Annotated in this window: 13 protein-coding genes; 2 read left to right on the top strand and 11 right to left on the bottom strand. The window is 35.9% G+C overall.

Annotated elements, in window-relative coordinates:
* From J3U63_RS10285 to gss, 10 genes are all read right to left on the bottom strand, one after another.
* Complete coding sequence (locus tag J3U63_RS10285; protein WP_267333884.1) at window positions 1-693, bottom strand: hypothetical protein; 693 nt, start codon at window positions 691-693, stop codon at window positions 1-3.
* Complete coding sequence (locus tag J3U63_RS10280) at window positions 693-2,306, bottom strand: SUMF1/EgtB/PvdO family nonheme iron enzyme (RefSeq protein WP_267344425.1); 1,614 nt, start codon at window positions 2,304-2,306, stop codon at window positions 693-695. Before J3U63_RS10280 ends, J3U63_RS10285 begins: the two co-directional genes overlap by 1 nt.
* On the bottom strand, window positions 2,263-3,486 hold the full coding sequence (locus J3U63_RS10275) for an ABC transporter permease (protein ID WP_267371424.1): 1,224 nt from the start codon (window positions 3,484-3,486) through the stop codon (window positions 2,263-2,265). The genes J3U63_RS10280 and J3U63_RS10275 overlap by 44 nt, the downstream gene beginning before the upstream one ends.
* Entirely contained in the window at window positions 3,479-4,207 is a 729-nt protein-coding gene (locus tag J3U63_RS10270; protein WP_267367302.1) for an ABC transporter ATP-binding protein, read from the bottom strand. The genes J3U63_RS10275 and J3U63_RS10270 overlap by 8 nt, the downstream gene beginning before the upstream one ends.
* Window positions 4,208-4,212: 5 nt before the next feature.
* Window positions 4,213-6,186, bottom strand: a complete 1,974-nt coding sequence (locus J3U63_RS10265) for a vWA domain-containing protein (protein WP_267367304.1) — start codon at window positions 6,184-6,186, stop codon at window positions 4,213-4,215.
* A 14-nt stretch (window positions 6,187-6,200) separates the two neighbouring features.
* Window positions 6,201-7,211: a hypothetical protein gene (locus tag J3U63_RS10260; RefSeq protein ID WP_267371423.1), complete on the bottom strand. Its 1,011-nt coding sequence runs from the start codon at window positions 7,209-7,211 to the stop codon at window positions 6,201-6,203.
* A 130-nt stretch (window positions 7,212-7,341) separates the two neighbouring features.
* The gene (locus J3U63_RS10255; protein ID WP_267367306.1) at window positions 7,342-10,020 is read right to left on the bottom strand and encodes a putative virulence factor; all 2,679 of its coding nucleotides are present in this window, start codon (window positions 10,018-10,020) and stop codon (window positions 7,342-7,344) included.
* On the bottom strand, window positions 10,017-13,043 hold the full coding sequence (locus J3U63_RS10250) for a virulence factor SrfB (RefSeq protein ID WP_267344420.1): 3,027 nt from the start codon (window positions 13,041-13,043) through the stop codon (window positions 10,017-10,019). Before J3U63_RS10250 ends, J3U63_RS10255 begins: the two co-directional genes overlap by 4 nt.
* Window positions 13,044-13,051: 8 nt before the next feature.
* Window positions 13,052-14,593 (bottom strand): SrfA family protein, encoded by a 1,542-nt coding sequence (locus tag J3U63_RS10245; protein WP_267371421.1) that lies wholly within the window; start codon window positions 14,591-14,593, stop codon window positions 13,052-13,054.
* 258 nt (window positions 14,594-14,851) lie between these two features.
* The gene (gss, locus tag J3U63_RS10240; RefSeq protein WP_267333893.1) at window positions 14,852-16,726 is read right to left on the bottom strand and encodes a bifunctional glutathionylspermidine amidase/synthase; all 1,875 of its coding nucleotides are present in this window, start codon (window positions 16,724-16,726) and stop codon (window positions 14,852-14,854) included.
* A 195-nt stretch (window positions 16,727-16,921) separates the two neighbouring features.
* Between gss and ybeD the strand changes: the two genes are divergently transcribed.
* Both ybeD and J3U63_RS10230 read left to right on the top strand, forming a co-directional pair.
* Window positions 16,922-17,191: a DUF493 family protein YbeD gene (ybeD, locus tag J3U63_RS10235; protein ID WP_065634508.1), complete on the top strand. Its 270-nt coding sequence runs from the start codon at window positions 16,922-16,924 to the stop codon at window positions 17,189-17,191.
* A 74-nt stretch (window positions 17,192-17,265) separates the two neighbouring features.
* Complete coding sequence (locus J3U63_RS10230; RefSeq protein ID WP_267371420.1) at window positions 17,266-18,543, top strand: bifunctional O-acetylhomoserine aminocarboxypropyltransferase/cysteine synthase; 1,278 nt, start codon at window positions 17,266-17,268, stop codon at window positions 18,541-18,543.
* A gap of 53 nt (window positions 18,544-18,596) precedes the next feature.
* Here J3U63_RS10230 and adk read toward each other — a convergent pair whose 3' ends face one another.
* Window positions 18,597-19,241 carry an adenylate kinase gene (gene adk / locus J3U63_RS10225; protein WP_267333895.1) on the bottom strand — a complete coding sequence of 215 codons (645 nt, stop codon included), beginning with the start codon at window positions 19,239-19,241 and terminating at the stop codon, window positions 18,597-18,599.
* Window positions 19,242-19,248: the final 7 nt, after the last annotated feature.

The raw sequence follows: 19,248 nt of genomic DNA, 5'->3' as shown, positions 1-19,248 counted from the left end.
TTAACCAACCTTAACAGCTGAGCGTTGTTGAGTAACTAAATTCACTTGTTTTTCAAGTGCTGCTATTTGTTTATGTAATTGACCGATTTCTTGATCCAATCTAGTGACGTTCACACCGGATCGTTGTTCCTGAACAGACAGGTTAACCCAATCATTTTCAACTTTCTTAATTCGTTTTAATTTATCATTTAAATAAGCAATATTCGCGTCGATTTGAGTTAACTCTTTCTGAGCCTGCTTTTTATTGACACTTTCGCTTTTTATTTGTTGATTTAAAGCGTTAAGCGTAGCTAAATTTCTATCCACAACATCTTTAGCACTTCGTGTAATTGATTGCACTTCTGCGGTGTTTTGTTGAACATCTTGAATATAGGCATCAATGCGCGCCTCAGCATTAGCATATTCTGCTCGTTTTTTATCCAGATAATAATTTCCGCCCATCATTACTCCACAACCAACAGCGGCAGAAGCAAGGCATGCAGCAGGTTTTCCACCTAATAACACACAGCCAAGCCCACTAATACCTGCACCTATGGCACAAGATTGCCATGCAGATTTACTAAAAAATTCAGCAGTTGAACCTTTAGTTAATTCAGGATCGACATTTTTTGTACTCGCTCCGCCAGATGTAGATTGACAACCTGCCAAAACTAGAGAAATGCATAAAGCAAGTGTACCTATCATTTTGTTCATTATTTCTTTCCTTTTATCTCATTACAAGATTGCAGCCAAGTTGTTCTTTCAATCTTACCAGACTCAATATATTGATTAATATGTTGTAAATAAAGTTTTAAGTAATCACTCATATTCGCTTTACCACTGTTTTCTAAAATAAATTGCGTGGGCTTTGCTTGCTCATCAAGAGTATTTTTTTCATAGTTTGATGCAGTATTAACAATGGTGTCAGCATAATATTTTAAAATAAAGTCTCTGGCATTTTTCGACTCATCAAGAACGTGTTTTAAATTATTGAGTTTTTCGGGTGAACACACACCGTCATTATTAACATTTTCTGAATCTTTTGTTTCACAAACTTCATTATTTATGGTGTTATATAAATTATTATTATATTCAAATTTACTATTTAAGTCAGAGACATTTGCACACAAAAAAGCGCCTAACTGTAGCGCGGATTGAATTGAGCGGTTTCGCTGTTCGTCGCGAGCTTGATTGGCACTACGTAAAAGGGTATTTAGTTGATTGAGTTCTTTTTTAGTCTTTTCATCTTCGACTTGTTTAGTGATTTTTTCAAGCTCACTCACCACATTTTGTTTTTGATTTTCTTCCGCTTCTGAGCCTAATTCATTCCATTCTTTGTCTAATTCTTTGATAATATCGCTACTAGACATCACTTCAGTTGTATAGACCACTCGAAAACCGACATCCATACTTTTATAAGCACCTTTATCATCGTAATACGGTTTTTCAATACGAAAAGCAGTGGTGATTGACGATTCAGGTGTCAAATAACTGCCACCTCTAACCGTCATACCACCAGGTTGACCATGATAACGATCAAGTTTATTCATACGAAAAGAATCAAACATCATTTCGCTAGCATTGCCTAACATATCATAAAGATCAACAGGATTAGGCTGTAAGCGTCCAATAAGCTGTAATTTACCATTGGCTGATTTTGCACCAGAAAACCATGCATAATTTTCTAAATTTGCCGTCATTGGGAAACGCATTTCACGGAACTCAGAATCTGTCACTTTTGACCCTCCACGAGCTGCATATTCCCATTCGGTATTATTAGGTAGACGGATATAACCTTTCGGTAAGGTATTAGCGTTAATCTTCGACTGATTTTCAATCAACCAACGATTATATTTATCAGTAAAAGCAACAGCATCAAACCAACTAATGTTGGTAATAGGAAAGGTAAGTGCTAGTTTTGCTGTGGGGCAAGTATCACTCATGACAGCTTGATATTGCAAAGCGGTTATTTCATATTTGCCAATCAAATAATAACGCTCTTTTCCCTTTTCAGAAAAACTACCAGAAATATAATTGGGGGTTGCATATTCGGCAAAACCGAGCTCTTTTTGATTACTGCCTAAAATAACTTTAATATCATCTAAAGGCTTATTCGTTGGTGTATAGATTTTTTTCATTACCAAACTACCATCACATGGCATAGGCAAAATAACATCATCTTTTGCTGGTTTTGGATTGAAAAAATTACTATTCCAAGGTTCAGCATAGCAACTTAACGGAAATAAACTGATAGTTAATCCCCAAAAAGCAATTTGTTTTAAGTTACGCTTCGCGTAAACTTTCTGCTGGTTGGATCTTAATAGCACGTCGACCTCCTATGGCTGCAACGACACCTGAAATAACTATACACAACAAAAATGCAATGATAAGGTGGTAAAATTGTAAGCGACTTACAATTGGTTGTGAAATCAAATTTTTACCTAACACAGCATTAAAGGCATAATTGCCTAATAAAAATAACACAAAGGAAACGAAAAACGCCAAACAACTCAAAATAACGGCTTGATTGATTAAATACCCCATTATCGCTTTGGATTGGAAACCAAGTAATCGCATAAAAGCAATATCTTTGCGCTTACGTTCAATATTTGATAGAAACGAACCCGCAAACGATAAAATACAACCTAGTCCTGCGGTTATTGCAATCACGCTAAAAATAAAATTGAGTACCCGATCAATCGCCTTAACATTTTCAATGACATTAGACTGCGTGCGTGTTTCGATGTTCTTTTCTCTTAATTTAAACGATAATGGTGCTACGTTATCTAACGAATTGGCATAAATGCGAGCCCTTGCAAATAATGAATGGGGTGGCGGATTATTTTTACCGGTATTAGTTGCAAATAATTCACTTTGATAGCCATCATAAAAATTTTCCATTGCAATGAGTAAATCTAAACTGACAAACGCAGCAGCACGACTATAGCGATTGTCAGGAATAATACCTTTGACCTCTAATTCAATTGATCCTTTCTCGAACTTGCCATCTAATTGACGGGTAATAAATAATTTTATATGACTACCCACAGTTACTTGCAATTTTTCCGCTGATAATGCACTTAATAAAATTTGAGTTTTATCATTAATAGAAGGCAAATCCTGTGTAAGCGGATCGCCACTCGCTGTAGGAATAATTTCAGCACTGCTCACAAAGTGGCTTGAATCTTTGACTAGATCGGCTTGAGTATTAAGCGAACGCGTTAAAGGAATCACAAAGCCAGTTTCAGGTTGTTTTTTTATCCAGTCAAACATGGCATCATCCAGATTTAAATTACCCACAATCTTTATCTCTAAATTTTGTGGATCATTAAGTAGTTGCTGCCGTAGCTGCGAAACTACGCCATATTTTAAGCTGAACAATAACAATAATGGTGTAATGACCGATATGACCGATGCGATAATACAAAATGAGACTTTTTTGTCGTACCATAAATCAGACAATGATAACCGTATGATTAGCAACCATTTTAATATCATTTTACTCATCGACGCATACCTTGCTTTGTAATGGTAAAAAAACTGATGATTGTGGAGAGTTTAATTTGGCCGATAAAGTAAATAAGCCTTTACTTTCAATACGTTGCCAATCATGCGTAACAATCATCGCGGCAATATTATCTTGTTTTGCCTGTTCAATAATCAAATCAAACAGTAAATTGGCGTTATATGGATCTAACGCTGAAGTCGGTTCATCAGCGAGTAATAGTGCTGGTTTATGAATAATCGAACGAATAAACGATGCTCGTTGCCTTTCACCAATTGATAACTGCTTAGGATATTTACTGAGTAAATGTGCAATGTTAAGCTTGTCGACTAAATAATCGAATCTTGACATATCAACGGGTAGCTGAAGTAATTTAAGCGGTAATACAATATTTTCCCAAATAGTCAAAAACGGCAGTAAACCACCAGTTTGTAACATAAATCCTAAATAACGAGCACGAATAATCGCTAACTCATCGATATCATTACGGTGAATTAATTTAGCTATATCAATATCACTATTATCTAAAACTAATTTATAACAATCCAGCTCATCAGGTTTTAAAATCATGCCAATCATTTCAAGCAACGTACTTTTACCCGATCCGCTATCGCCTTGTATCACGACAACTTGCCCTGCGTTTAATGATAGCTCTGGCAGGCAAACGTTGAAAAAAGATTTGCCTGTAGAGCGAGAGATGGCTAATTGCTTTATTGTTAACATGAGCTTTACGGTAACATTTCTAATGGGATAGGATAAACATTATCACGAGCATCACTACCTTCAGCTAATGAAATCCAACGATCAACATCGGCATTACATTTCTGATAATAACGAATTTTGCTATTAAGATTACGAATAAATTTTTCTTGTTCAAGTCCACTCATGCTTTTCCAAGTATCTTGATCCAGTCCAGTAACATCACTTTTATAAGGAATATTATCCAAATATTCGCCAAGCAAACCTAAATCAGCAATTTTGGTAACTGAATCTGATTTTAGTTTACTTGGATCTTGCCCCATAGCTGCGGCAACAGAACGTAATTGTGAAAACATATCATCAGAAGAAATCAATCCATCATTAGCTGCATTAGCAATTTTACTAACCACATCACTTAAGTCACTCAATTGCGACTTAGTTAATAAAATCCGAGGCTCTGCTGTTGGTATTGTTGGTTTAACAAAATCTTTATCCGCAATCCACGCTTTAAAAACTGAAGGGGCTTTCGTTCCATTGGTATCACCTAAATAAGCAAGCTGCATTGCTTTACTCAATAATAATGCATCTTTTAGCATATCCGAATCATCATCTTTAGCATTAAGTGCATTACCTACAGATGCTTCACCTTTATATGCTAATTTCACTTGTTCAGACAACGCATCAGCTAATAAATCAACCTTCTTACCAAATTCTTGAACATCACCAGCATTAACAGGGTAATAAAGTGATTTATGAATAAAATCATTGTAGGTTAAATCAGAATATTGCGCGGCAGCGACTTGATGATCTTTTTCACCACTTGGTGTTTTTAAATGCAGTGCATAAATAGCAACACCTTTATGCTGAGCTTCAAGCCTTAATTGTGCAGCATCCATACCGGTGCTAGACAGTTTATCGTCACCAGGAATGGCACTAGCATCAGTAATTAAAATCATATATCGCGCGCCAAAACTATTCCAATTGATATCATTTAGCGCTTGTGCAACACCTGCATAAGAATCTTCTGCAAAATAAGAAGTTGAAACAGTCGCTTGCTTGAGTGAAGCACTTAATTTCATGAACTCTTCTTTATTTTGAACTTTATTAGGATCAACAAAAATTTTAGAAACAAACTCCAATTTATCAGACGCTTTTAAACTAGAACGGAACGATACTAAACCAAATTTAACCTGATTTTGTAAGTGTTCCTTTTCAATATGTTGATAAACACGTTCAACTGCCTCTTTGGTTCTCGAAATATAAGGATCCATTGATATGGTTGAATCAATGACAAAAACAATTGCAGCTTTAAATGGTACAACTTGATTGGCCGTATTATCATCCGAGCTTTGGTTATTAGTGGAGTTAGAATTAGTGTTATTTTTAACCAATTTATCTTGTTTACTCACTGAAGCGACTTCTAAAACTCGCTCATAAAAACCTTTACCATTCATCACCTCTTCACCTTGTAAAATAGGTAATAAATAAAAGTTTGTTTTAAAATCAATATACGCTTTCGGCTCTTGCGCCACAATTTCAGGCGTTGCTTTATCAGCGTTTAGTGAGTCTCGAATGGGTTTTAACAAAGTTTCGGGCTGATCTGAATCTACAATTTTGGTTAAAGCCGCTTTATCTTTAAAAAATAATAGAGGATCACGATCAACTGGATTGGTAAAAACCAATGTCATTTGCATATTCCATGCTATTGCACAGGAATTATTTATCCAACCTACTGTATTACCATATGAATCAGGTCCAATACTAAGCCACTCTTGATTATTATCTGTTTTTCGTTCATACACATAATACCGAGAAAAAGCAGGTAATGTAGCGCCTGTTGGATCCGTAATATTTTTTTTCAATTCACAAGTTGGTGTACTTAGCACTCGTTGATAAAGTGTTGTTTTACCCTCTTGTTTTAGTGGTTCAGCAGCTGAACTTATCAACGGCATACAGGCAAGCGTTAGACTGATAACTAATTTTGAAACGGCTATTTTTTTCATACCTGTGTTCCCCATTATTTTTGTAACTCGTCTAATCGTTCTTTAGCTAATGTATTATTCGGATCACGGTCTAATGCAGTTTCATACCAATAACTTGCTGTACCTTTATCTGCTTTAAAACAATTATTTGCTTGATAAAATTTTTCGTCATACTCTTTAGCATAAAGGAAAGCAATCTGACCATTTTGCTGGGCTTGATTTGCATATAGACGCTGAGCAATATTACATTTATCCGCCTTTTTTGCATCATTAATTAACTGGATAATTGCCTGAATATCAGGCTTGGTTTGTAAACACTGTTGAATAAAAGCCAGATCGTCAGTTGTGGTATTATTTAAACTGCATTGCGCATTAACTTGAGCTGTAGGTTCGACAGGTTGTGTTTTTTGAAACACTAAAAAATACCATGCAGCTAGGCCAAGACCAGCTAAAATCAATAGAACAATGATAATGGTGATAACCAAGCCTAATTTACTCTTCGATTTTTTTAACTGAGGAGTCTGAGCAATCTCTGGTTCAATTACTGTTTCGACGTCAAGTTTAACCGGCTCAATAAGGTCATCATTTTGCGTCTCAATGTTGGGGGTTTGTTCAGGCTCTTCAGGTAGTTCAACAAGTTCGGTAAGTGATTTGGTTTCAACCGATGGATTATCTAATGGCGGTTGAACAACATTTAATGCTGTTGAAGCAAGTACATCTTCGGCAATACTAACAACACCACCATCAATATAACGTTGGTTTTGTTTGTCGCGTAACTGTATTAGAAATCGTTTGGTATTGTCCTGAGATAATAACGAATCAACTAACCATTCACTCACATAACCACTAATTTGTTGGTTATCTACTGACAAATCGGCTATTGAATGCCAACACTTTTCGGGTCCCCATTGTTGCAAACCAGATAAATAATAACCATCTTGATTACGCTGTATAAGCATATCGATATCGGCACTACCATTCCACTTTTTTGCCGAAAACTTCGCAATTCCAGGTTTATAACCTTCTAATTCAATTCTTAATGCCATAGTACCCTCTATTTCGCCTCCCAATCACCAAGCTATTTTGTCATTCAGTAATCAATAACAAAACTTTCATTTAAAATCAGGAAGATCTAATATTATTTTTAGTTAATTTTTCAATCTTATTGTTATAACATTAATTTATATAAGCTTGCTTAAAACTAGCCAAAATCTCGCCCAGACGACTATTTTGTTCTTGACTAATTTCACGCCCAGCATGATGTCCAATGTTTTCTTGAGCAAGCATCGCAAATGCAATAAACCAATCGAATATTGCATACTGAGAATAATTTTTAGTTTTCTCATCTAATATAGGCAATGGATGCGATTGCTGATGCGTAAATTCAGCTACCGGTGAAGAAAAAATAGGTTTACCTTGATTCACCCGGCTCATTGGTATATCAACAGCTTGTCCCTGAACAAAACCAAGCCAAGCAATAAAATCTGCTAATAAAGTATGAATGGTGCTCACTTGTCTTGACTCAAGATCATCACGTTTACTACCCGTATTTTCATTATTTAAAATGCGATCAGTTAAATTTGCCTCAAGCTTTAAACGATTTGCAGCTGTGATTAACTCTTCGACGATAAAAGATAACGATTTCTGATGTAAACCAAAGAACTGCAAAACATGTTTATCTAATACCATATTTCTTAAATAATCCAACCAAGCGGTAAAAACTGTTTTGGCTAATTTTGACTCGGTAGGTAACGAAGATGTAAGCGTCACTTCAGACGAAAAGGTTGCATCAGAAAATAACTCAAAATCAGTATTTAAGCCAAAATCAGTTGATAAATCATCACTATTTGCATGCACATTATGAGTATCTTGAGTTGTTTCAGTATCAATATTACTCGTATGATAAAGCGCACGGATAGTTTGATCTGGCAGTTCTAAAGTTTTGAGTAATTCGCCAAGTAATAATGCTTTCCCTTGTAGTTCTTTCACTACATCAGTAATAATCTGTTTTTTCTTACTTAGTTCTTCATCACTATCAGCATGATACCAAGTATCAAAACGCATATTTATAATATAATCAATTTTTTCATTAAGCTGTTCTAAAATACGCTGTTGCTTAACTTCAGTAATGGCAACTTGTTCTAAATATTGGCTAATGCGTTCAATCCCACCATCATTTAGCTGCAACATAGCATCCCACGCATTAGCCGGTTGATTAACATATTGCTCAATATCAGGATTTTCAATAAATGTTTTTCTCAATAGCAACATTTTTTGTTGATAACTTTCGTTATAAGATAATTCACGATTGGAAGTGGCATCAACGTTTAAAAACGGCACATCAAAACCGGGTTTTCGCACTAAAAAAACATTATTGAATTTATGACCATTTGACCAATTTGTTAACCAATCATAATTACCAAAGCGCTCTAAAATAGTTTGTTGTAGTAACCCACCTTTACCCCAGCTATTTTTGAGATTATCTTCTGAAAGTATTAATGAGCTACCAATACGTTTATCAAACATGGTAATCGCCCATAATAATCCTGCTTTTTTTGTTGCTCTTTTTTCAGCTGTCTCACCTTGGGTTTTATCAATCCAACGTTCAAGCACGGGGCCGACATCGTTAACATCAGACTGTTTGTCTGATGGCGTACAGACAACCAGTACGTTCATTTCTTGATTATCAGTATATTTTTCAAAAAGATAAGCCACTTTACCTCGCAATAAAAGCTGAGCAATCGGGTTACCTTCTTTAACATCAGAGACAGAAATCAAATTCAAACGGCCGCGATACCCAGGAAAATCAAGCAAATCAACTTTTTCAAAAGTAGTAACCCGTGTTGGATTGACTAAAGGAAAAATCAGCTCAGCAGTCAAAAATGCTAATTGAGCGATAGATATTGTAGTTGGCTCACCATTTAGTGGCGTAATAGTGACTTGAGTATCGCGATCGGTATTTAATCGTTCAAGAATATCGACATTCATAATGCTATCAATTTGCGATTTAACACCATCATTATCTTTCACTAATACTGATAGTGGAGCATAAACAGTATCAACATGGTTTAAGCTGCTTAACGTTGTGGCGAGTTGGGTATAAGCCACAGTCAATTCGTTTATGCCACCCCATAACACCGAAAAAAGTTCACCTCGATCAAGTATTGAAAGATAGGGGAGTAATTGCATCGCCTTTTCCCAATAGCCGCCTTTCAATCCTTCTAAAGCATTGCCAAAATTTTCGGAAAGATAATCATAAAGATCAACAATATCGTCTTCGGTTATCCCACTAGTGCGCTCAGTTTGCTTCTTGCCTTCAAGCTGTAGAAGCAGCTGTTTCAATGAAGAGAATTCGATTTTATTCGTGATTTTTTGTTGATCAAAATCTTTAAAATAAGCATTAATTAAAATTTTTACAATTTCAATTTCTTGAAATAATCTTAATTCTAATGGGTAGTTGGCTATTCCCCCTTTGGCTATACGACTAAAACGGGTAACCAGTCCAGTTGCTTCTTTACCACTTCCAACAGGATTAACATGTTCAATAAAGTCTAACACTTGATTGTCAACAACTGTTTCAAGTTTACCGTTTTCACCGGCAGCTAATGCCGAGATAAGATAAGATTTACCCGCTTGCGATAACCCAAAAAAACCGACCGCCACAGATTTACTTGAGACATCACCCAATCTTTTGGCTGTATTACGTAAACGACGAAGATCAAGAATTAAGTTATCAGCCTCGCTATTCAATCGTTTGGATGAATCACGAGTCTGTTTCACCCATTCAATCGCTTGTGCTGACGCTTGATACACTTGATCCCAAGATTTAGGAAGTTGTTCATTTAAATTATTCATCGTTTTATCATTCCACTATCAAGCCAATATTGTGTACTTATTAATCCAGAATTAACCATTGTATTTAGGTTCAATTTGATATCCTGATTTTTATTACAAGCACGCCCATCAGAGGCTTTAACATCTTTAATATAAAAATTCTCAATGGTTTTTTGTCGACTTTTTATGCCTAATGTCACTTCTAATACCACACCTTCAGTACTCAAGCGTTTAGCCACTTCACTGTTTTCTATAGTTAAAATATAAATTGGTGACGCCGGCCAACGTTCGATTTCTAATTGCTTGAAACCTAGCCGTGTGGTGCCACGGATCTCAAAAGAGGTATCGGGAAAGTCATAATCAGGATCATCTAAATCAATATCTCGGTAATAAACATTTTCCTTTTTTATCATATTAAGATTATCTAAAAGACCAATATATTTAACTGTAGAATATAAATCGATATTTGATGATCTAAAATAAAAATTAGGTAAACGTAAATTTTTACTTAAAAAGCATAACATAGCCCCAACAGCCGCTGTTGTTTTAGGATCGTCAATACGTTCTTGTTTATGGAATGGATACCAACCACCAGTATAATAACCATGTAATGGTAAGATTCTTCCGGCTGGAATTGACAAGCGCGATCGAAAATAACTTTGTACACCAGGTAAACGTGACGGGCGACCGGTTAACAATAATACATCACATTGATAACAACTAATGATTTCAGACAGCGCGTCAAACGTTTTACAAATATTGTAATAATCACCACGTATAAATAAATAATGAATTCGTTTAAGATTAATCTCAATATTTAAGTCCAATACTGAAAAAGTAGGATTATTCAGTGCTCGCCGAATCGGTTCATTAATAAAATTAAGCACATGATCAGTCATGACATTATGCTGTAATAGCTCCCTAAAAGTAGCATTATACACATGTTGCTCGGCATGCAGCGGATCATAAAGCTCATACCTTTTTAGTACTTGCAAACCTAATGGCGTAAATAACTGTAAAGTTAATTGTTGACGTAATACCGCATCTTGAATAGAAAGCTGCTGAGAACCAATAATTGCTGATAAAATTGGATTAGGATCAGTAAGCCCAGCTTGTTTTAAGCCATTAGTCAAAGCTGTGAGTACAGTGTCTTGAATAATATCAAGTAAAATATCATCGCCCGCCACTTTAAAGCCATCACGAAAACGTTGAATTGGAACAATATAAGCATTACTGCTATTGATTTGCTTGCTGGTACCGTAATCAAGCTCATAATCATTTATGACTAAATCAGTAGTACCACCACCAATATCTACTGTTGCAATTGTGAGCTTTTGTTTATTGGTTTTATCTGGACGTACCATTGATGCAATAAATTCTTCACTGCGCCCATTGTAATTATTTTGTGTTTCGTTAAATAAATATACAACTTGTCCACAAGTTGCTTCATCCCATTGAATATAAACTTCAGGGATGTTTGGCCAAACACTTTTTAATTGTTCTGGATTATTAAAATCAATATTATCATCAGAACTATCCCAACCAAGACTTTTCCATACAAGTCCAATAGCTTGGTATACACAACTTTTAAAAATGGCTTGTTCTGGTTTTGGCATTGCAGGTGGAATAGTCAAAATAATAGAACGTAGGTTACGCGGCGTTTTAGCGTGTTCGAGTTTATTACGTTGCGCAACGCTATTCATCTGCATTAATGCATGCATCAAAACTTCACAGAGCATGAATGTCATTAACGAACTTCGCGAATATTTTGGATGAAAAACCGGCATTTTGCGATCAAACTCTTCCTCAATATCATTACTTAAAATATGTAGTGCTTCACCATATTCGTTAATTAAACTCGAAAATGGTTCAGCGGTAGCAAAGGGTTCATGATCACTTTTTACATAATGGGAATTAAAACGCCAACCTTGCTCATATTTATCTTGATCCCATAAATAGCGTTTAGGGCTAGAAAGGCCAGTAGCACCTTCATTGCCTTCTCGTTGACTTGCTAAACGGCTTGCCTCAGTCCCAACACGAACAATACTTGGCCAACGGAATGTGTCTCGTCTTCCACTTTGTAACGAAAAATGTTCCTTACCAAAAAAAGTTTGCGCAAATTCAACACGGCTTTCGAAAGGTTCATTATAGATATGCTCAGGCTGACCTAAATCACGAATCTCAAGCTCATAACGACGATTTAAGCTATCTTTATCTTGCACATGATCTTCAATCAATATTCCACAAGTACGTGAATTACCCACGTCAAGAATCATATCAACAGGTATTGATTTAATCACATCATCTTTAGCATTTGATACAATCTTAATAGTTGGTAATTGTAATGAATCAGCAAGTAAATTGATGATATTTAGATAGTGTCCATAATAAGCTTTATTATTAATTTCTGTATTAATATCATCTTTATGTATTTTTAAACGATCAGTTTGAGGCGCTAGCTCTTGAAACAAATCAATTAGCCAGCTTGTTACCCATTTAAGTTCTAAATACCATGAGACGTGATCTGAACGATGTGCCAAACTAAATACCGCTCCAGTTTTAACATCATTTTCGGTAGGCGCTAAATAGATCACATCTTGCATATTGGTGAAAATTTTAGTATCAAATGCAAAGGTGATGCGATGGGTATTGCCATCAGGATCTTCACCCTCAGGGATACTGACAATTCGCACGCGGCTCCAATTATGCGGTCCTTTATCAAAACGTTCTGGAGGAATCGATCTTAAGACAGGAATTGGCAACCAAATCCCATCATATAATTTTAGTGATTGCTCAACACTTATTTCTTGTGTTGGTTTAACCGCAAAAGATAAATCATCTGGCGCAAAAAATTTACCACTCTCGGCATTCTCAATCAGTCTTATTAATGCCCCGCTTTCAGATGGGTCAATAAAATAACCATTTAATTTACTGCGCCATTGATTATCTTTCCAATCTATCTTAAGTGCAAAATCAAGAAACTGAATACCACTATTCATAATAAGTGTGACTTCTTGACCATAATTGCGTAATTCTGGAAGCATATACTACCTTATTGTTTTTTCATAGTAATTGGGAATGTTTTCCCGTTATCATAAACCCCTTGGCAATCAGCTTGATTGTTTTTACCAGGCGTACATTGAATTTTTGGTAATTGATATTTACTATTGTCACTACACATTGCTTCAGTATTGCTGGCAATATTTAAATTCGACTTGTTAATACCGCTCTCTACTTTACCTACACACTTAACACCATCACTACGTGTTACGGTAACTTGACCATTACCTTCATTAAAGTCATAACTCAATTGTAATGGTTTGCCTGTAGCTTTATCTTGAATACCGCCTCCAACAGACCATTGACCATCTAAAAATTTAGTTGATCCTTGTTTAAGTTGATCTTGAGATAAAGCTAAATTATTAGTTTGATCTGGGTTAGTTCCTGTGCCTGTTTGCTTACCATCATCTAAATCGGGAGGAATTGATCCTTTGCTATTTTCATCTTTTTTATCAGGTTCATTAGTCGGCGACTTATCATCGTTATTATTTTGATTATCAACTTTATCTTTTTCTGAATGATTAACCTGCTCATCTTTATTTAACGTGTCTGAGTTTTGGTTAAGACTATTATCATCTTTAACATCATTAGGTAATGTAGCGGAATCAACAGGATTAACGGTGTTAGCTACAACATCACCATTCACTCGGGTACCATTGGCATCAATAATATCATGACCGTTGGTTGTTACTCCGTTAACCACTTTAATGTTTCTATCGATTACTTTATCAGTAGGTTCAGGATCTTTTTTATCTTGTTCCAGCTTTTCATCGGTAACAGTAGAAGAAGAAACATGATTATCTCTACCTAAATCAGCATTAATCGATACTACAGGGGATTGCCAACAGCCTCGAAGCCAAAAAATCGCCAATAAAAGTAATAATAGAGGCAGTAATGCAAGTAACCAGAGCCACCAGCGTTTCCACCATGGTTTGTTAATAGTGGCCGGCTCAGTAAATGTATGAGTGGCTGATGGAGTTGGTTGTTTGAATGATTCTAAACAATAAAATGGTGAATTGACTTGCGCAGTTTGCGGATAAACAAATCCCCAAAAAGTAATAACAGGTTTACCGTTAACAATATAGACAAATTGATTACTTGGAAATCGAATTGCCATCAAATTGGGTTCTAGGTCATCACTCTTATTGTTGGGATCATAAATCAAGCGACTAAAAAGCAGTTGATCGCCTTCTAAATTAGGGTTGCTTGCTAACTGTTTACCAAAATTCAATACTTTGTGTTCAAACTCTTTGAGTAAAATCAAAGCTGATTCTTGCTCTGATTCGCTCGCTGATGTCCAAGGTACAATATCATATTGCCCATCAGGTTGATCTGATTCAAAAGGAATGTACCAATCAATAATATTACCTTGATCATTACGTTGTGGTATAGCTAAACAATCGGCATATTGTTTACCTAATTTAATTCTAAACATTTCACGGATTTGCGCCGCAACAAGATAAGCGGCTTTTCCATCATGCCCAAGCATTTTGAAATCTTTAATATCACCACTTCGAAGTAATGTATTTACCATATATTCCTTTTTATCCCATTATTTTAATTATATTTATGTAACTCAATCAATTTCAACAAAAACCTAATTATAAACATAACCACACTACATGATAGTGTAAGTTTTTCATCGAATTTTTTTAGTCGACTAGGGTTAGTCAATAACAACGAGAACTTATTAAAAATAAATTAATCAAGTGATAGTCATTTACCTATCTAAAATATGTCTATTCTTGTTACATCTGGTATAACTATAACCTGAAAATTCTTTACAAAGAAATTATTTCATAAATTGCTCATCAGTTAATACACGTAGTGGTTGCATATCACTTTCACCTTTTATCACCAAAGTGGGATCTGAACGTAAACACGCGCCACCATAATGACCTCCAACAGTGAAAGTACAAACTTGTAAATATCGATCATCGACCTTAGGTAAACACCAAAGCTCTTGGTAAATATTTTCTTGCTTAGCAAATTGACCAACCGTTTTGCCTAGTGTTTGTTCTTGACTACTGACTAATTCAATATCACTACCGCGTCGACCGGCAATAGGTTTAATGGCATACCCTTTTTTGATAAGATCTGCATTAAGTTCAAACGTTGATTCTAATAAATAACGATGATTAGGAAACAATGACCATAGCACTGGTAAAATCGCTTTATTACTTGGTATTACTGTCCATAAAGGCTCAAAAACCGAGACTTCAGGTCTTAAAAGCACGTCAATTAATCGGACCGCATTTTCAGGATGCCAAGTACGAATCGGTAAGCCAGCAACTTGCGCCTCACTTTCTTGTCGCAGCTGCTCTAATACTGTTTCCCATGCCCATGTTTTCCATACACAAGTGACCTGCCTGTTTTCATCATCAACTAATTGCCCTTGCTTATCCCATTTTAAACCAGTTAAGCCTCGTAATATTTTGCTTTTAAAACCAGCTAAAGTCAGGGCTTTTTGCATAAACAAAGCGTGATAATTTTCCTCACTATCATTGTCTTGCATGATGTGTACAAAAGCTTGAGCATCACTATGCTTCCAACAGTTAGCAAGCGAATTGAGTAACCCTGCACTTGGATTAGTACCAATATTGAGTTCAGCTTGTACCGCCCATTTTTCCAAAATTTGCCCAGCTTCTGTATGACAAGATGCAGAATCTGCATTGTATTCATAGACTTTTAAACCGCGCTCATCCATACAAAAATCTAAACGACCTGTTATCATTTGATAGCGGCGCTGTTGCCATGAAAGCCTTAATCTTGGCCAAAGTATTTCTGGAATATTAAAATTATTTAATAAATGATCGTCTTTTAGCACTTTATCCGTTGCATGCAAATACATCAAATGTAATTCATTCGTCGCACGGATTAATTCTTGTTCAGCACTTTCTGAAATAGTGAAGTAACGATAATGATCATCATGACTAATTGCATGGCCTGCGGCTAACACATAGGTGCTTTCTAAAGGATCTGACTCATCAAGCCATTTTTTTTCAAATTGTTCTTTATTCGTTATATGAGCACTATGAATTTGTAGTAAGGGTTTTGCTACTTCAGGTTGCGGTAAACTATGTTCAGTTTTATCTGTTTGAATCATCCAACCTAAAATTTTCGTATCATCAAAGGTATCGTGTAATAAATAACCTTCATTTGTTACTGTCATCTTAAGTTCACGCGTCCATTGTTGACCAATAGGTAAACGCGTATGTATCACATTTTGTTCAGCTATTCTAATTTTGTCATCAAATACTTCAGTAATAACTGCAACATGCCCCGTTCTATCAAATACGCCACCATCATCCCAGATTAATAATGAGCCTGCTTCGGGTATTTTTTTACTACCATTAGCAAAAGCTTGTAAAGGTAAAATAGCTTCATTAACCACTTGCCTTAAAAAGCGTAGTGAAAATATTTCGTGAGCCATACCAACATCAGTGAAAACAATCCCATAATTCAAAAACAAAAAGCGCCTTGCAAATTCGACACATTGCCACTTATAGCCCATATATTCGTATCCTGAATAACTACGAAAGGATGCATCATCAGGGTATTGTTCGGGATCTAATGTTTCATAATCTGAAGAATAAATGGCAACGCCGCCCGGTGCATAACCTAATAATGTGCCAAAGGGTTCTTTATTGTTGGACTGAGATAACATGCTGTATGGCCTTATGATTGATAGTTAAGATATGTTTTATAAGTCATAATAGAATTTTATTATCATAGATCAAATTAGAGCCTTTAAAAAGCGATGTTTATTTTTTGTTACTTGAAGAATCATAAAATGCCTATATATAAGAAAAAGTAGATTACACTAGTAATTAAAAATACCGATTAACTGAGAAATCAAATTATGCAACAGAAAACAAAATTAAATGAATTATTAGAATTTCCATGCTCTTTCACGTATAAAGTAATGGGAGAAGCAAAACCTGAATTAGTTGACAAAGTGGTGACAGTCATTCAAAAACATGCGCCGGGTGATTATACACCTTCAGTTAAACCAAGTAGCAAAGGTAATTATCATTCGGTTTCAATTACAATTAATGCAACGCACATTGATCAAATTGAGAATCTATATAAAGAGTTAGGTGATATTGATATCGTAAGAATGGTATTATAACACTTTACCTTTTCAGGATTTTTTGCGCAAAATAGAGCCTTGTTGTTATATTATTATAATTATGAGGCTCTAACATGAAACCAGAAACAATTGCTCTACACACAGGCTATAGTCCAGAACCAACCACCCATGCTGTTGCTGTCCCCATTTATCAAACAACATCATATGCTTTTGATGATACTCAACATGGCGCTGATCTTTTTGATTTAAAAGTCGCTGGCAATATTTACACACGTATTACTAACCCAACCAATGCTGTACTGGAAGCGCGCATAGCTGCTCTCGAAGGAGGAATAGGTGCATTAGCTGTCGCCTCAGGTATGGCCGCAATTACTTATGCAATTCAGGCTATTACATTTGCCGGTGAAAATATTGTTTCGGTTTCCAAATTATATGGCGGAACGTATAATTTATTTGCTCACACACTACCTAACTTCGGCATTACAACCAAGTTTGCACCGCATGATAACCTTCAAGCTATCGAACAACAAATTGATGATAAAACCAAAGCGTTATATTGTGAAAGTATTGGTAATCCAGCCGGAAATATTGTTGATTTATCGGCACTTGCAGAGATCGCTCATCGGCATGGCATTCCTTTAATTGTCGATAACACTGTAGCAAGTCCAGCACTTTGTCGTCCTTTTGAGTTTGGTGCCGACATTATAGTGCATTCATTAACTAAATATATTGGCGGCCACGGCAATAGTTTAGGTGGCATGATTGTCGATTCCGGTAAATTTCCATGGAAAAAATATCCGGAAAAATATCCAATGTTAAATCAACCCGATCCCTCTTATCATGGTGTTTCATATACTGAAACTTTTGGCGATGCTGCTTATATTGCGCGTTGTCGAGTTATTCCATTGCGTAATATGGGAGCGGCACTTTCACCATTTAATACTTTTTTATTACTGCAAGGGCTTGAAACATTATCTTTACGTATTGAACGTCACTGTCAAAACACCTTAAAAGTCGCTAGATATTTAGCATCTCATCCACAAGTAAGTTGGGTTAACTATGCCGGTCTTGATACTCACCCTGAGCATTACTTAGCGGTTAAACAGATGGATAAGGGGTTGCCGGCTGGAATTTTATCTTTTGGGATAAAAGGCGGCATACAAGCTGGGGCTAAGTTTATTGATGCTTTAAAGCTAATTCTGCGTTTAGTTAATATTGGTGATACACGTTCACTTGCTTGTCATCCAGCGTCAACAACTCATCGTCAACTTAATGATGAAGAATTACAAAAAGCCGGAGTAAGTCAAGAAATGGTGAGATTATCTATCGGAATAGAACATATCGATGATATTATTGCCGATTTAGAACAAGCGCTTAACGCTGCAAAATAATGTCAAAAAGAGCAAGATAAAATTAACTTCTTGCTCTTTTAGTTAACCCGTAATTATCCTAAAATTTTAGCTAACTCTTTAGTGACCTCTGCCACAGGTTGCGTTCCATCAATACGGAAATATTGCGTATGACCTTGTTTAGCTTCATGCTGATAATAACTCACTAAAGGTTTAGTTAATTGATGATATTCAACAAGACGTTTACGCACGATATCTTCGTGATCATCTTTACGAATAGTTAATGGTTCACCAGTAACATCGTCAATATTCTCAACTTTTGGTGGATTATGGCGAACATGATAAACCCGTCCTGACGGTGCATGAATTCGTCTGCCACTCATACGGTCAATGATTACTGAATCAGGAACATCGAACTCAAGCACATAATCTATGTCAATATCTGCCGCTTTCATTGCATCAGCTTGCGGTACTGTGCGAGGAAAACCATCTAGTAAAAAACCATTAGCACAATCACTTTGCGCAATACGCTCTTTAACTAACGCAATCACCAGCTCATCAGTAACAAGCTTACCGGCATCCATTAGTTCTTTAGCCTGCAAACCAAGTGGACTACCCGATTTAACTGCTGCACGTAACATATCCCCTGTTGAAATTTGGGGAATACCATATTTTTGCATAATAAATTGTGCTTGAGTGCCTTTTCCAGCGCCTGGCGCACCTAATAAAATAATTCGCATAAAATAA

The sequence above is a fragment of the Gilliamella sp. B2838 genome (assembly GCF_026536185.1).
Taxonomy (GTDB): domain Bacteria; phylum Pseudomonadota; class Gammaproteobacteria; order Enterobacterales; family Orbaceae; genus Gilliamella.
This window is presented reverse-complemented; position numbering and strand designations above follow the sequence as displayed.

Bases quoted from the DNA above. Each gene is read 5' to 3' on its own strand.
- J3U63_RS10245 (WP_267371421.1), bottom strand. From the start codon at position 14,593: ATGGTAAATACATTACTTCGAAGTGGTGATATTAAAGATTTCAAAATG.
- J3U63_RS10285 (WP_267333884.1), bottom strand. From the start codon at position 693: ATGAACAAAATGATAGGTACACTTGCTTTATGCATTTCTCTAGTTTTG.
- adk (WP_267333895.1), bottom strand. From the start codon at position 19,241: ATGCGAATTATTTTATTAGGTGCGCCAGGCGCTGGAAAAGGCACTCAA.
- gss (WP_267333893.1), bottom strand. From the start codon at position 16,726: ATGTTATCTCAGTCCAACAATAAAGAACCCTTTGGCACATTATTAGGT.
- J3U63_RS10255 (WP_267367306.1), bottom strand. From the start codon at position 10,020: ATGAATAATTTAAATGAACAACTTCCTAAATCTTGGGATCAAGTGTAT.
- J3U63_RS10260 (WP_267371423.1), bottom strand. From the start codon at position 7,211: ATGGCATTAAGAATTGAATTAGAAGGTTATAAACCTGGAATTGCGAAG.
- J3U63_RS10250 (WP_267344420.1), bottom strand. From the start codon at position 13,043: ATGCTTCCAGAATTACGCAATTATGGTCAAGAAGTCACACTTATTATG.
- J3U63_RS10275 (WP_267371424.1), bottom strand. From the start codon at position 3,486: ATGAGTAAAATGATATTAAAATGGTTGCTAATCATACGGTTATCATTG.
- J3U63_RS10265 (WP_267367304.1), bottom strand. From the start codon at position 6,186: ATGAAAAAAATAGCCGTTTCAAAATTAGTTATCAGTCTAACGCTTGCC.
- J3U63_RS10270 (WP_267367302.1), bottom strand. From the start codon at position 4,207: ATGTTAACAATAAAGCAATTAGCCATCTCTCGCTCTACAGGCAAATCT.
- J3U63_RS10230 (WP_267371420.1), top strand. From the start codon at position 17,266: ATGAAACCAGAAACAATTGCTCTACACACAGGCTATAGTCCAGAACCA.
- ybeD (WP_065634508.1), top strand. From the start codon at position 16,922: ATGCAACAGAAAACAAAATTAAATGAATTATTAGAATTTCCATGCTCT.